Source organism: Enterococcus saigonensis, from assembly GCF_011397115.1.
In the GTDB taxonomy this organism is placed as follows: domain Bacteria; phylum Bacillota; class Bacilli; order Lactobacillales; family Enterococcaceae; genus Enterococcus_C; species Enterococcus_C saigonensis.
This window is the reverse complement of record NZ_AP022822.1, coordinates 958,947-972,974: the sequence shown is the minus strand read 5'-3', so window position 1 is coordinate 972,974 and position 14,028 is coordinate 958,947. Positions and strand designations below refer to the sequence as shown.

At 35.9% G+C, this 14,028-nt stretch carries 14 protein-coding genes; 1 reads left to right on the top strand and 13 read right to left on the bottom strand.

Annotated elements, in window-relative coordinates:
* Nucleotides 1-84: 84 nt before the first annotated feature.
* From EsVE80_RS04545 to liaX, 3 genes are read right to left on the bottom strand one after another with little or no spacing between them, the layout of a single operon-like run.
* Nucleotides 85-447 carry a phage holin family protein gene (locus tag EsVE80_RS04545; RefSeq protein ID WP_173102647.1) on the bottom strand — a complete coding sequence of 121 codons (363 nt, stop codon included), beginning with the start codon at nt 445-447 and terminating at the stop codon, nt 85-87.
* Nucleotides 447-752, bottom strand: a complete 306-nt coding sequence (locus tag EsVE80_RS04540; RefSeq protein WP_173102646.1) for a PspC domain-containing protein — start codon at nt 750-752, stop codon at nt 447-449. Before EsVE80_RS04540 ends, EsVE80_RS04545 begins: the two co-directional genes overlap by 1 nt.
* A gap of 57 nt (nt 753-809) precedes the next feature.
* Nucleotides 810-2,330 carry a daptomycin-sensing surface protein LiaX gene (gene liaX / locus EsVE80_RS04535; protein WP_173102645.1) on the bottom strand — a complete coding sequence of 507 codons (1,521 nt, stop codon included), beginning with the start codon at nt 2,328-2,330 and terminating at the stop codon, nt 810-812.
* Nucleotides 2,331-2,554: 224 nt separating this feature from the next.
* Between liaX and EsVE80_RS04530 the strand changes: the two genes are divergently transcribed.
* Nucleotides 2,555-3,847, top strand: coding sequence for an MFS transporter (locus tag EsVE80_RS04530; RefSeq protein ID WP_173102644.1), 1,293 nt, complete (start codon nt 2,555-2,557; stop codon nt 3,845-3,847).
* 147 nt (nt 3,848-3,994) lie between these two features.
* On the opposite strand, the gene phoU is transcribed toward EsVE80_RS04530, so the two are convergent.
* From phoU to prfB, 10 genes are all read right to left on the bottom strand, one after another.
* Nucleotides 3,995-4,672, bottom strand: a complete 678-nt coding sequence (gene phoU / locus EsVE80_RS04525) for a phosphate signaling complex protein PhoU (protein ID WP_173102643.1) — start codon at nt 4,670-4,672, stop codon at nt 3,995-3,997.
* A 10-nt stretch (nt 4,673-4,682) separates the two neighbouring features.
* Nucleotides 4,683-5,441 (bottom strand): phosphate ABC transporter ATP-binding protein PstB, encoded by a 759-nt coding sequence (pstB, locus tag EsVE80_RS04520; RefSeq protein WP_173102642.1) that lies wholly within the window; start codon nt 5,439-5,441, stop codon nt 4,683-4,685.
* Between the two features lie 32 nt (nt 5,442-5,473).
* Nucleotides 5,474-6,280, bottom strand: coding sequence for a phosphate ABC transporter ATP-binding protein PstB (gene pstB, locus EsVE80_RS04515; RefSeq protein WP_173102641.1), 807 nt, complete (start codon nt 6,278-6,280; stop codon nt 5,474-5,476).
* A 60-nt stretch (nt 6,281-6,340) separates the two neighbouring features.
* Nucleotides 6,341-7,225 (bottom strand): phosphate ABC transporter permease PstA, encoded by an 885-nt coding sequence (gene pstA / locus EsVE80_RS04510; RefSeq protein ID WP_173102640.1) that lies wholly within the window; start codon nt 7,223-7,225, stop codon nt 6,341-6,343.
* Nucleotides 7,225-8,145: a phosphate ABC transporter permease subunit PstC gene (gene pstC / locus EsVE80_RS04505; protein ID WP_173102639.1), complete on the bottom strand. Its 921-nt coding sequence runs from the start codon at nt 8,143-8,145 to the stop codon at nt 7,225-7,227. The genes pstA and pstC overlap by 1 nt, the downstream gene beginning before the upstream one ends.
* Nucleotides 8,146-8,459: 314 nt before the next feature.
* Nucleotides 8,460-9,314, bottom strand: coding sequence for a phosphate ABC transporter substrate-binding protein PstS (locus EsVE80_RS04500; protein ID WP_173102638.1), 855 nt, complete (start codon nt 9,312-9,314; stop codon nt 8,460-8,462).
* Between the two features lie 329 nt (nt 9,315-9,643).
* Entirely contained in the window at nt 9,644-11,044 is a 1,401-nt protein-coding gene (gene cls, locus EsVE80_RS04495; RefSeq protein WP_232061315.1) for a cardiolipin synthase, read from the bottom strand.
* A 163-nt stretch (nt 11,045-11,207) separates the two neighbouring features.
* Nucleotides 11,208-12,092: a permease-like cell division protein FtsX gene (gene ftsX, locus EsVE80_RS04490; RefSeq protein WP_332107356.1), complete on the bottom strand. Its 885-nt coding sequence runs from the start codon at nt 12,090-12,092 to the stop codon at nt 11,208-11,210.
* Nucleotides 12,085-12,771 carry a cell division ATP-binding protein FtsE gene (gene ftsE / locus EsVE80_RS04485; RefSeq protein WP_071863656.1) on the bottom strand — a complete coding sequence of 229 codons (687 nt, stop codon included), beginning with the start codon at nt 12,769-12,771 and terminating at the stop codon, nt 12,085-12,087. The genes ftsX and ftsE overlap by 8 nt, the downstream gene beginning before the upstream one ends.
* A 102-nt stretch (nt 12,772-12,873) precedes the next feature.
* Nucleotides 12,874-13,987 (bottom strand): peptide chain release factor 2 gene (gene prfB, locus EsVE80_RS04480; protein WP_173102635.1). Its coding sequence is split into 2 segments (ribosomal slippage): nt 12,874-13,914 and nt 13,916-13,987, totalling 1,113 coding nucleotides; the frame shifts between segments, so codons are not numbered across the junction.
* Nucleotides 13,988-14,028: the final 41 nt, after the last annotated feature.

The window sequence follows — 14,028 nt, the reverse complement described above, 5'->3', positions numbered from 1 at the left end:
AACTCGTAATTACAGCATAAAATACCACTAATTCGAATAATAACTATAAAAGTCCCGACCTATTTATTCATAAGTCGAGACTTTTTAATCATCTTGATAATTTTGCATGTTATGTTCAGTTACAATCATATTTACTAATGACATTATCACAGCTACCATAATTGCTGCCCCAAAAGATGAGAAGCCAAAGTGCATCTCTCCAACAAAAGTAGAAGTCAGTTTTAACATCGCTGCATTTATGACGAAACTAAAAAGTCCCAATGTCAAAAACGTCAGCGGCAAAGATAAAAGTGAAAGAATCGGTTTTACAAATCCATTTAAAATGGATAAAACAAAACTGGCAATTAAAGCCATCACCCAACTGCTAACATGGACCATCCCTGGCAGCAAAACTGCCAGGGCAATAAACGTCAATGTATTAACTAATAAACGTTGGAAGTAAGTCATTAAAAGTCACTCCAATCGTCATCATCAATTTTTTCAGCTGGTTTTCTTGGTCGTGTTTTGGGTTCACTGTACTTTGGATGATAGTTCCGTCTTGGTTGTTCATAACCACTTTGATTACTGCGCCCAGAAGGCATAATAATCGCCAGGATAATATATAAAGGAATTGTTGAGCCAACACCAAACAATGTAAAAAATACAAAGATTACACGTACAATAGTTGGATCAATGCCGAAAAATTCTGCAATCCCGCCCAAAGTCCCAGTCAACACAACATTGTTATTTGATTTTGTTAGTCTTTTTTTCATAGTTCTCACCTCTATCCTCTATATAATACACTAGCTTATTTTAATTTGTCTTTTGTTTTATTCTGCATCTTTTAAGAAGATGTTACCTGTAGTGGTTGTTAATTCAACATAGGCAACTTCATCTTCACTAAGACGACGAAATTGTAACATTTGATTCATTTTTTCTTTTTTCTCACGAACAACGTCATAAGCTGTCATGCGAGAATTGATACTGCCAAGACTTGTTCTCGCATTTCCTTCTACACCTAATGTTGATGGTAGAGCAATTTTCACATTGCCATTAACAGAGCTAGCGTTAGCCTTTTTTAAATTATTTTCTTTGAAAGTCAAGCGAACATCACCGTTGACCAATGAAACGCCGAGTGTTTGTGGTGTTGTCGTCATCGTTACCGTCCCATTAACTGTTTCGATGATACTGTCCAAAATACTTCCTTTAAATACATCGATTGCGCCATTGACACCTTCGATTTCTAACATCGTAGCATTAACTGTTTGAAATTCAATATTTCCATTTGTCACTTTCGTATATACATCTTTTGCATCTAATTCTTTGATTACTACATCACCATTTAATAAACGAATTGAAACATGGTCATAAATCCGTTTTGGTAAGTAGAAAACTAAATCAGTACGTACTCGTTTGTTGGGAACCTGAAAAGAGATATGTTCGTTGTCCACATCAATTTTACTACGGGCTTCAAAAGCATCAAAAGGAGTCGCTTCATTCATCTTGCCATATAGTTTAATTTTAGCATCAACTTTAACACCCGCTTTTTCCCACATTTCAAAACGAATATTTCCATTTGCAACTTTCACATCCAAAATGCTAGCTTCAGTTTCAGGATATTCAAATGTATGTTCAAACTTCGTTGTCGCCACGCCGGGAACTTTGAGATTAATATCTTTCCATTCCACGTTATCATTTACTGTTTCAGAAACGCTCTGGAAAGTTTGTTTTAAAAACCGTCCTAAATGCGTTCCAGCTTCTGCCATTTTTTCACCAGCCTGATTAATTGCATCAGTCGCTTGTTCTTTCCAATCATCTGGCAAATCAATTTTAGCGGAAATTTTCTCTTTTGCTTCTTGCCATTGATCTTTTTTAATATCTTTTAATTGGGCTTCTAGTGCAATTTTTTCTGCAACTAAATCGTCTAAAGAAGCTTCCAAATCCTTAATATCTTCTTCTAACAATTGACGTTCTGTCATTTCAGTTTCACTTAATATTTCCAACTCTTCTTTAGTGTTGTACTCCATCAAAGCGTGACGAACTTCTCCTAGTTGCTCTTTAACGCCCGCAATTTCTACATTTAATTCATCTAATTCCGCTGAAGCTTTACCTGCTTCTGTTGCTAAATTATCTAGAATATCTTCTACTTCTTTTTCGGCAGCTGATTTTTCATCAACAGTGTCATTGTTATTTTCTACAGTATCAGTATTATCGGCCTGAATTGTTTCACTAGCCTGCTTGATTTGTTTTTCATCTTTGGCAGTTGCTATACTTTCCAGCAAATCCAAGGCTTCTTCCGTTGAAAGTACACCTTTTTTTACTAAGTCCAAAATTCGTTCTCTTTCATTCATGGAAATTGCCTCCTTAATTATTATTTGCAAGTTTTCCTTACACGTATATTATGCCTCCTTTATCCTAGCTTGTCATAGGACTTAAGACGTAACTTTTTCTCCACCTCAAGCCAAAGTTTATCCCCAAATTCAAAAATAGTTACTATAAATATAGCCAAAAGATTGTGACTGTATTTCAAATAAGATAAAATAACAATAAATAGAAAAAAGTAGAGGACATTTATATGACGCATAAAACACCGCCAACAATCAGTTTAAACTGGCAAAAAAATATTACCTTCTTTTTATTCGGTCAATTTTTATCTGGGATTACCAGTATGATTGTACAATATGCCATCATTTGGTATCTGACGGAAAAAACTGGATCAGCGACTGTTTTGAGTTTTGCAACATTATTGGGTATGCTACCGATGGTTTTGCTCAGTCCCTTTGTAGGACCTTTTGTCGATCGTTTAAATAAGAAAAAATTATTAATCACAACTGATTTAGTTGTAGCTTTATTTGCACTCATTTTAGCACTTGCCGGTACTCTTGCGGAAGAATTTCCGTTATGGCTCGTTTTTGTTTCCTTATTTATCCGTTCAGTTGCCCAAACTTTTCAAATGCCCACCATTCAATCTATCCTCCCTACCATGGTTCCTGAAACAGAACTCACACGCGTAAACGGGCAGTTAGGAATGGTAAGTTCCGCTAACATGATTATTGCGCCCGCATTTGGCGCTTATCTTTTTTCTGTTGTCCCAATGAATTATCTTATTTTATTGGATGTTTTGGGCGCCATCTTAGGAATCAGTTTGTTATTATTCGTTACGATTCCAAGAATAAAAACTCAAGGTGAGACTGTCCATATTTTAGCAGACAGCAAATTTGGTTTTAAACTTTTAATTGAAAACAAAGGCTTGTGGGCAATTACTTTAATTGGTACTTTCTTTACCTTACTTTTTATGCCTGCTGTTAGTATGTACCCACTAATGACGTTAACGTATTTTAAAGGCACAGTCCAACAAGCCGGCTTAATTGAAGTTATATATTCTATCGGTATGTTAGCTGGTGGCATTATTATTGGTATTTTTGGAAAGTGGCACGATCGTATGAAACCTATCTTGTTAGCATATTTTGTTATTGGTCTCAGTTATGTTATTTGTGGTTATCTTCCAAGTAATCAAAGAGGATTTTTTTACTTTATTCTTTTAAATGCACTTTGTGGTTTAGCAACACCATTTTTCAACACCTTATTAATGGCAATGATTCAACAGAGTTACAAACCACAATATTTGGGGCGTGTCTTAGGCGTATTAAATGCCATCATGAGTATCACGGGGCCTATTGGGCTAATTTTTGCTGGTCCTTTAGCTGATCAACTTGGAGTTGAAAAACTATTTGTGATTGCTGGAATCGGTACAATTATTTGTGGACTTGTGAACTTCTTCTTACCAGTAGCACGTAATTACGATAAGACTTTAAATGCTACTCTTGCTAAGAAACAACAACTAAAAGTAGATGAAAACACAGATTAAACCTACTATGCAATTTTTTTGAAAAAAATACCTACCAATTATGGCGAAAGCATAGCAATTGGTAGGTGTTTTTTTATTGTTATAAAAAGAGTTAGTACCAAATTAGAATCTCTTGAAATGTTTTTAGCATTCCAGTGTTTTTATTCATTAAAAACTTTCATCATGATTCGAATTTAATTCAGTAATTTTCCCAGTTGCCAGGTAGACAATCCACTCACAGATATTGGTTACATAATCTCCTATGCGTTCCAAATATTGGGCTACAGACAAATAGTCTGTACCGCTGATAACAGTTTCTGGATTTTCTTTCATACTAACAATTGTTTTTTCATAAATAGAAGAGTAATAGTCGTTAATGCGCTGATCCATTTGCGCAATCATACGTGCATCTTTTTCATTGGTTTTGACGTAGGCAACCAAAACATTATCTACCATCTTTTTGACGTAATCTGACATATCTGAAATATCTTTTTCAATTTCAGCAATCCGAGTTTCTCCTTTTACACGAATCGTTGATTTGGCAATTGAAACTGCGTGATCTGCCATACGCTCTAAATCAGAACTAGCTTTCATCACAGTAATAATCATGCGTAAATCTGTTGTTACTGGCTGTTGTAAGGCAATCATTTCAAAACTTTTTTTCTCTAATTTTACTTCCATATCGTTAATAGCTTCATCATTATCGATAACTTCATTTGCCAATTCTTTATCGTGCTTAATAAAGGCTCGCACTGATTTATGAACGGCAGAACTTACCATCATCCCCATTTCATAGAACTGGTTATGCAGATTTAATAATTCTTCTTCAAATTGTGTCCGTAACATATTTTCCCTCCTAGCCAAATCTTCCTGAGATATAATCTTCTGTTTCTTTTTTCTGCGGTTGCAAAAAGATTTTTTTTGTATCGTCAAATTCGATTAAGTTGCCGTCTAAGAAAAAGGCCGTTTTATCTGAAATACGTGATGCCTGCGACATATTGTGCGTTACCATAATCATAGTATAGTTCTCTTTTAATGTGAGTAAGGTATTTTCAATTTTACCAGAAGAGATCGGATCTAATGCACTTGTTGGTTCATCTAGCAAAATAATTTCTGGATTAACCGCTAATACACGAGCGATACAAACCCGTTGTTGTTGCCCACCAGAAAGAGATAACGCACTAGTATGTAACTTATCTTTTACATCATCCCATACAGAAGCTGCTTTTAAACTTTCTTCTACTATTTGGTCAAGTTTTTGTTTATCTTTTTCACCTTTCAATTTTAACCCATAAATAACGTTTTCGTAAATCGAGAAGGGAAAAGGATTGGGTTGTTGAAAAACCATTCCAATTTCTTTACGCAATTCAACAGTATCTTGTTTAGGCGCATAAATATCCTTGCCTTTATACATCACATTCCCAGTAATCGTTACGTTAGGAATCAAATCGTTCATCCGATTCAATGATCGTAAATACGTTGATTTTCCGCAACCTGAGGGGCCAATCATCGCGGTAATTTCTCCTTTATTAATCGCCAGAGAAATTCCTTTTAGCGCTTCTTTTTCACCATAATATAAATGTAAATCTTTCGATTGGATGATTACATCTGACATTTTTTTCCTCCATAATCCTATAAAATCTACTGTTAACCAAAGTGGCCAGAAACATAATCTTCAGTGGCTTGGATTTTAGGCCGAGTAAAGATTTTACGGGTCTCATCGTATTCAATCGCTTTGCCTAAATAGAAAAAAGATGTGTAATCACTAATTCGGGCAGCTTGTTGCATATTGTGTGTCACAATAATAATCGTATAATTTTCTTTTAAATTTATCAGGGTTTCTTCCACTGTCCCCGTTGAAATTGGATCTAGCGCACTGGCAGGCTCATCTAATAGTAAAATATCTGGCTTCATGGCAATTGCTCTAGCAATACACAAGCGTTGTTGTTGGCCACCAGACAATGCCAAGGCACTTTTATGCAGGCTGTCTTTTACCTGATTCCATAAAGCAGCTTGTTTCAAACTGGTCTCAACAATTTCATCTAATTTTTTCTTATCTTTTTCACCATGCCGTTTTAAAGCGAAAGTAATATTTTCGTAAATAGATTTGGAAAAAGGATTCGGGCGTTGAAACACCATACCGATACGTTTACGCATTTCATAAACGTCCACGTTTGGTTGATTAACGTCAACTCCTTTGTACATGATTTTGCCAGTAACTTTGGTATTGGCGATACCGTCATTCATCCGGTTTAAAGAACGTAAATATGTTGACTTACCGCAACCTGAAGGACCAATTAAGGCAGTGATTTTATTTTTTTCAAACTCTAAATCGACACCTTTAATGGCTTCGTTTTGACCGTACCACACATGTAAGTCATCAGTATACAAAGCTTTTTCTTGGCTTTTGTCGAATGTAATAATGTGACGATCTTCTAAATTATAAGCACTCATAACATTTCTCCTTGTTCAAAATGTAAGGATTTTTTTGTTTTATACCTAACAGTTAAATTCTTAAGCTGAAGTCATTTTTTTGTAGAGACGTTTTCCAGCTGCCCGTGCACCAAAATTAAAGAGTAAAACAGCAATAATTAATACAGCGGAAGCTCCTGCAGATACTGCTGCACCATCAGGCATCGTACCTTCTGTATTAATTTTCCAAATATGGACAGCCAATGTTTCAGCTTGACGGAATATGCTAATTGGACTAGAAACACTTAATGGATTCCAATTGCTAAAATCAAGAGCCGGGGCGCTTTGACCGGCAGTATAAATTAAAGCAGCAGCTTCACCAAAAATACGACCAGAACTCAAAATTACGCCCGTTAAAATACCCGGCGTTGCTTCAGGTACGACAATTCTTGTCACCGTTTCCCAGCGTGATAAACCTAACGCAAGTCCTGCTTCACGTTGGGTATAGTGAACTGCCTGTAATGACTCCTCGACGTTTCTGGTTAAGAGAGGTAAGTTAAAGAAAGTCAATGCCAAAGCTCCTGATAAAATTGAAAATCCGTATTCAAATTGAATAACAAAAACTAAAAAACCAAACAACCCCACCACTACTGATGGAAGCGAGCTCAAAATTTCAATTGACGTGCGAATCACGTCTGTAACCCAATTTTTTTGAGCATATTCGGATAAATAAATACCTGCACCAAGGGAAATTGGAAAGCTAATCAACATAGTAATGAAAAGTAAATAAAAAGAGTTAAACAATTGAATGCCAATTCCACCACCAACTTGGTAAGCCTTAGAAGGTTGCGTTAAGAATTCCCATGAAATATGGGGCACGCCGCGTACTAAAATGTATAAAAGCAACGAAGCCAAAATCAAAACAATAATGCCAGAAATTGCATATAGAATTCCTGTGGCGATTTTATCAGAACGTTTTGCGTTCATTATTTCAATGCCCCCTTCTTGCCAATCAAGCGAATAACAATATTAAAGATTAATGACATTAACAATAAAATAAGTGCCAATGACCATAGTACATTATTTTCTACCGTACCCATAATCGTATTTCCAATTCCCATTGTTAAAATGGAGGTCAACGTAGAAGCAGGTGTTACTAAGCTATTTGGCATTAAAGCGGCATTACCAATTACCATTTGGATGGCTAAAGCTTCACCAAATGCGCGTGCCATTCCAAAAACCACTGCGGTTAAAATTCCTGGTACTGCCGCACGTAAAACTACTTTATAAATGGTTTGCCAACGAGTTGCGCCAAGCGCCAAGGATGCTTCGCGGTAATGTCTAGGAACAGCTTTTAATGCATCGACTGTCATTGTGGTCACCGTGGGTAAAATCATAATAAATAAGACAAATGTTCCAGCTAAAATACCAAAACCTGTACCGCCAAAGATTGAACGGACGGCTGGTACAATTACGGATAAACCGATAAAACCATAGACAACAGAAGGAATTCCCACCAATAATTCAATGACTGGTTGTAGAATTTTTTGCCCTTGCTTTGGTGAAATTTCTGTCATGAAAACTGCTGCGCCAATAGCAAAGGGTGTTGCCACGATTGCAGATAAAAAAGTTACAATAAATGAGCCGGTTATCATCGGCAAAGCCCCGACCATTGGTTTTCCATTTGCACCTAATTGGCTGGGATTCCATTCAGTCCCAAATAAAAAATCCAAAAGATTAATTTTATCCGTGAAAAAAGTTGCCAAACCTTTACTTGCAACGAAATAAAAAATTGATAAAACGACTAGGACAATCAATGCTATACACAAAAAACTAATTATTTTCCCACGCGTTTCCATTTTAGCTCGTTTTGATTTGGTTAATAATGCCTTTTTTACATCTTCCAAAAAGAGTTCCTCCTCAATACTTCAAGTTATGTGTCCATTTATTTTTTATTAGAGGTTTATGTTATACTGCCACACTTGTCTAGTTTACCTTGCTAAAGTCAATTTGCTTTTAACTTATTGTAAATTTTGTGTAAACTTTGCACCCTTTATTAAGAAAATTTTCTTTTAAAAAAGTACATTTCAATATACTACTATCCTTTTAGTCTCCAAATTCGCATTTTAAATTTTAATTACCGATAACTTATATGGGCATTCTTGTGAAGAGACAAAAAAACACTTTGCTAAAATAAACAAAGTGTTTTTTAACCATGCTTTTAATTAATAACATTACCTTCCCAATCACGTTCAACTTTCATACCCGAAACAGGAATATAGCCTAATTTTCCGACGATATTTTCTTGCACATCGTCTGACAAAATATACGCTAAAAAGTCCGCTGTTAATTTAGTCGGTTGCCCTTTGGTGTACATATGCTCATAAGCCCAAATTTTCCAATCATTTGTCGTAACATTCTCATCTGTTGGTGTAACACCATCAATTTTTAATGTGGCAACATCTTTGGTTACGTAAGAAAAAGCAACATAACTAATTGCTCCTGGAGTATCGGCAACAATTTGGCGCACCATTCCGCTAGAATCTTGTTCCTGTGCGCGTATAGCAGTTTTTCCATCTAGGACCCATTTTTCAAAAGTTCCTCGGGTACCACTACCTGCTGCACGGTTTAAAATAACGATCTTCTGATTTTTGCCACCAACTGCTTGCCAATTGGTAATTTTTCCTAAAAAGATATCTCGTAATTGTGTCAGTGTTAATGCATCTACTCCCACACCTTTGTTTACAATTGGCGTAATCCCAACAACAGCAACTTTGTGGTCAACCAATTGATCAGCTTTAATCCCGGATTTCTCTTCGGCGAATAAATCCGAATTACCGATTTCAACTGCACCAGATTGTACTTGGCTTAAACCTGTGCCACTACCGCCACCTTGAACATTAACAAATTTGCCAGGATATTTATTTTGATATTCCTCAGCAACAGTTTCCACTAATGGTTGTAATGCTGAAGATCCCACAGCGGTGATGGACTCACCACGATCAATCCATTTTGCACAACCTGTTAAGCCTAGTAGTAGACCTAAAGATGCTACGAAAAATAATGCTTTTTTCATCATCTGCTCCTTGTCTTTCATGCTTTTATAATTTTTTAAAGCATTTTAAAGTCTTTTCTTTTATAGATTGTCATTATTTTAACATTAAGTATCCATCTTTGAAACGAAAAATTTTTATCAAAACAATTAAAGAGGAGACAAAAAAATACTACCTCCACATTTTTTACTGTGCTATACTGATTTGTGAAAAGAATCATTTAATTAGTGGTCCTTTCTTATTTCCCCAAAATAAGAAATATTCCAGATCACAATTAACTTCACTTTTCACTATTTTTTAGCATTCTCCCCAGATGTTAAGAAAGAAAGACTGGTCATAGACCGGTCTTTTTTTATAACAATGGCGAAATCAAGCGTGCTAACCCTTCTTTAAATTTCACTATTATACTACGTTTGTTATACACCTCTTTTGTAACTCGTTTTGATTTTAAAGAGTCATCATTAAAAGCTTGGCGTATCTTCGTGGCTATTTTTTCATCATACAATAAAGCGTTAACTTCAAAATCTAGACGAAAAGAGCGCACATCAATATTAGCTGATCCAACTGAGACAATGCCAGCATCAATAATCATTGTTTTTGCATGCATAAATCCATTTTCATAAGTTTCAATTACTGCGCCATATTCTAATAGTTCTGCTGCAAAAGAATATGTGGCCCAATAAACAAGGGGATGATCGGGCTTATTAGGAATCTGAATTTGGACATGCACACCTGATAATAACGCTAGTTTTAACGCCTCATGAATAGATTCATCGGGGATATAGTAGGGCGTTTGAATTAGAATTTCTTTTTTTGCCATCCCAATCATTTTTAAATATGTCATTTTTATTTGTTCATATTCTGAATCAGGACCACTAGTGATAATCTGAATTGGCACATTCCCCTGGGATTCAACTGTTGGAAAATAGTCTTCTGCAAACAATACTTCATTTTTATGTTGCGAGTTCCAGTCCATTAAAAATCGATTTTGCAAAGAGTAAACAGCAGGTCCAAAAATTCGCAAATGATTATCACGCCAATAGCCGAATTTTTTAACAATTCCCAAATACTCATCCCCCACATTAAAACCACCAGTGTAGCCAATTGCACCATCAATGACCACTATTTTACGATGATTACGATAATTGATACGAGGATTGATGTACGGAACAAAAAGAGGGAAAAATAAGGAAACTTCTCCTCCTACCTCTTTCAACTCACTAAAAAAATTCAAACTGACTTGGGTAGATCCCCACGCATCTAGCAAGACTCTCACTTTTACGCCTCTTTTAGCCGCGCGAATTAATGCATCTCGAACTTCTATTCCAAGATTGTCACTGCGATAAATATAATATTGCATGTGTACGTGGTTTTTTGCCTGATCAATATCGTGAATTAAACGATCAAATTTTTGACGACCATCTGTAAACAACGTTACATCATTCGTCGTTGTATACAAGGAACGTTCAAAAACTGTTAACATATAAATAATTTGTTTTACATCTACTTGAGCAGTATTAGGATGAGGAAATAGGTTTCGCATTAATGCTTGGCGTTGTTCTTCAATTTCGACATTCATCCCGACTTTACCTTGCATTTTCAAGTCAAATATCTTTTCTTTTGAAATACCGCGACCAAAGAAAATGTATAAAATAAAACCTAACACGGGTATAAACATCAACACCAATAGCCACGCCCATGTTTGTGCAGTCTGTTTTCGCTCGCGAAAAATGATAATAAAAGACAAAAGCATATTGGTAATTACTAAAATAGTTGATAGGTTTTGTGTAAGATAATCCAACACATTTTTCTCCTTACCACATTTAAATTCTTCTTATAAAGGATAGCTGACTTAGTAAACAAAGTAAAGAATAACACAAAAAAACGACCGGCAAAGACCAGTCGTAAAATCAATTTTATACTTTTAAGAAGCGGCGCATAGACATCACTGAACCGATAGAACCAATTACAACACCGACAACCACCATTAAAAGACAAATTTGCCAAGTAAAAGTACCTGGTGCTAGTAAACTATAATTTGAACGCAATAATGATGGATTCACCCAACGATAAACTTCATTATAGCCAAATACCATAATCAATACTGGGACAACTGAACCAAGTAGTCCAATCCAGCCGCCTTCTAAAAAGAATGGCCAGCGAATATAGCCATTTTTAGCTCCTACTAAACGCATAATTTGAATTTCTCTTTGACGAGATAAAATCGTAATTCGAATTGTATTCGAAATTAAAAACATGGCAACAAAAACCAACAATACTGCTGCTGCTAACCCCCATGTTTTTATAGCATCCGCAATTTTAAAAATTCGATCGGAGTTAGTACCGCCATAGTCCGCACGAAAAACATTACTTAATTTTCCGGCTTGTTTTGAAATATTTTTTGTATACTTAGGATTTTCCGCACTGACAACATACACATCATAAAGCGGATTACTATCCCCTTCAAATTGCTGCCACGCATCCCCCATAGCATCTTGAATTTTTTTTAATTCATCAGCTTTACTGGAGAAATGAACCCCTTTAACGTGATCCAAATCCTCAAGTTGTGTTTTTAATTTATCCATATCTGGTTGTTTGGTGCCGATATCAACAAAGACAGAAACATCCACATTTTTTTCAATATCTTGTGCCAGTTTCGTGGCATTCATAATAACACCCATGAAAATACCCACTAAAGTTAGCGTAATAGTAACTGCACTGACTGAAGCAATGGTCATCCAACCATTGCGTTTTAAACTTTTAATACTTTCTAATAGGTGGCGGAAAAAAGTTCTAATCATCGTAGCCATATTCTCCTTCCGCTTGATCTCGAATAATACGTCCATTTTCAATCGCAATAACCCGATGTCGAATTGTATTTACAATCGTACTATTATGAGTAGCCATTACAATTGTTGTTCCCTGCCCATTAATCCGATCCAATAATTTCATGATTTCCCATGAGTTTTCTGGATCCAAATTCCCAGTTGGTTCATCAGCAATTAGTACTTTAGGTGTATTAACAATCGCACGTGCAATAGATACCCTTTGTTGTTCTCCACCAGATAACTCGCTTGGAAAAACACGTACTTTGTGTTTTAAACCAACTAAATCTAAAACTTCCATAACGCGTTTTTTGATATCCCGTGGCTTACGACCGATTACTTGCATCGCATAGGCTACATTCTCATACACTGTTTTTTTCGGCAATAATTTATAATCTTGGAAAACAACGCCAATTTCCCGGCGCAACAAAGGAACTTCTTTGTTTTTAATTTTTAATAAATCATAACCAGCAACGTTTAAAACGCCTTTGGTAGCTTTTTCTTCCCGATACATCAATTTAATAAAGGTTGATTTTCCGGCGCCAGAAGGTCCGACTACATAGACAAATTCCCCTTGATCAATATCGATGGTGATATTACGGATGGCAGTCGTACCATTGGAGTACTTCTTCATTACATCCTTCATTTCAATCATGGCTATCTCTCCATCTCATTTTTTTCATACCCGCTCATTATAACATGTCAATATTGCAGTAATCTTTCACAAGTTTACATTTTGATTTCAATTAAAAGAAAATTAATTCTCACCTTGACGTAATTTGATTTTCAAGAAGGCGTCAATAAAGCCATCCAAATCGCCATCCATGACCGCCGTAACATTTCCGGTTTCATAATTATTACGATGGTCTTTGACCATTGAATACGGATGAAAGACGTAAGAACGGATTTGTGAGCCCCAGCCAATTTCCAATTGTTCTCCTCTTAATGCCGCTGCCTCTTGTTCTTTTTTCTCTACTTCTAATTGATACAATTTAGCTTTTAGCATTCCCATAGCTTGTTCTCTATTTTTTAACTGTGAACGTTGGGCTTGACTTGCTACAACAACACCGGTTGGAAGATGCGTAATTCGCACAGCTGACTCAGTCTTGTTAATATGTTGCCCACCAGCCCCACTAGCACGATACGTATCAATTTTTAAATCATCAGGATTAATTTCAATATCAATTGTATCATCTAATTCTGGCATTACATCAACCGAACAAAATGAAGTATGGCGTCTTGCATTTGAGTCAAACGGTGATATCCGCACCAAGCGGTGTACGCCCCGCTCTGATTTTAAATAGCCAAAAGCATTATGACCTTTAATTAACAAGGTAACACTTTTAATGCCTGCTTCATCGCCTGCTTGATAATCCAGTGTCTCTACTTGATAACCATGCTTTTCAGCCCACCGGGTATACATTCTTAAAAGCATACTTCCCCAGTCTTGAGATTCTGTTCCCCCAGCACCAGGATGTAATTCCAAAATGGCATTATTATGATCATAAGGTTCATCTAATAGTAAAGAAAGTTCATAAGTTTGCAGTTTTTCTTTTAACACCGGTAATCTAGTTGCAAGTTCTGTCATCATTTCAGAATCATTTTCTTCTTCTAACATCTCTACTATGACCGACAACTCTTCTTCTTCATCAGCCAATTGATTAAACTGATCATATGTCGCCTTATTCGCATTATTTTCATTAATTATTTTTTGGGCTTTTTTTGTATCATCCCAAAACCCAGGTTCAGCCATTTGATGTTCTGCTTGCGCAATGGACTCTTCTAACTCGTCTAAGTCAAAGAGACCTCCTAAATGATTGTATTTGTTCTTTCATATTACTTAACTGTTGTTTCATTTCACTTAATTCCATTAAAGATTCCTCCTGTTAAAAGCCGCTTTTAATACTAGTAG

Bases quoted from the DNA above. Each gene is read 5' to 3' on its own strand.
- cls (WP_232061315.1), bottom strand. From the start codon at position 11,044: ATGCTTTTGTCTTTTATTATCATTTTTCGCGAGCGAAAACAGACTGCA.
- ftsX (WP_332107356.1), bottom strand. From the start codon at position 12,092: ATGATTAGAACTTTTTTCCGCCACCTATTAGAAAGTATTAAAAGTTTA.
- phoU (WP_173102643.1), bottom strand. From the start codon at position 4,672: ATGTTACGGACACAATTTGAAGAAGAATTATTAAATCTGCATAACCAG.
- pstB (WP_173102642.1), bottom strand. From the start codon at position 5,441: ATGTCAGATGTAATCATCCAATCGAAAGATTTACATTTATATTATGGT.
- EsVE80_RS04540 (WP_173102646.1), bottom strand. From the start codon at position 752: ATGAAAAAAAGACTAACAAAATCAAATAACAATGTTGTGTTGACTGGG.
- EsVE80_RS04500 (WP_173102638.1), bottom strand. From the start codon at position 9,314: ATGAAAAAAGCATTATTTTTCGTAGCATCTTTAGGTCTACTACTAGGC.
- EsVE80_RS04545 (WP_173102647.1), bottom strand. From the start codon at position 447: ATGACTTACTTCCAACGTTTATTAGTTAATACATTGACGTTTATTGCC.
- EsVE80_RS04530 (WP_173102644.1), top strand. From the start codon at position 2,555: ATGACGCATAAAACACCGCCAACAATCAGTTTAAACTGGCAAAAAAAT.
- pstB (WP_173102641.1), bottom strand. From the start codon at position 6,280: ATGAGTGCTTATAATTTAGAAGATCGTCACATTATTACATTCGACAAA.
- pstA (WP_173102640.1), bottom strand. From the start codon at position 7,225: ATGAACGCAAAACGTTCTGATAAAATCGCCACAGGAATTCTATATGCA.
- ftsE (WP_071863656.1), bottom strand. From the start codon at position 12,771: ATGATTGAAATGAAGGATGTAATGAAGAAGTACTCCAATGGTACGACT.
- liaX (WP_173102645.1), bottom strand. From the start codon at position 2,330: ATGAATGAAAGAGAACGAATTTTGGACTTAGTAAAAAAAGGTGTACTT.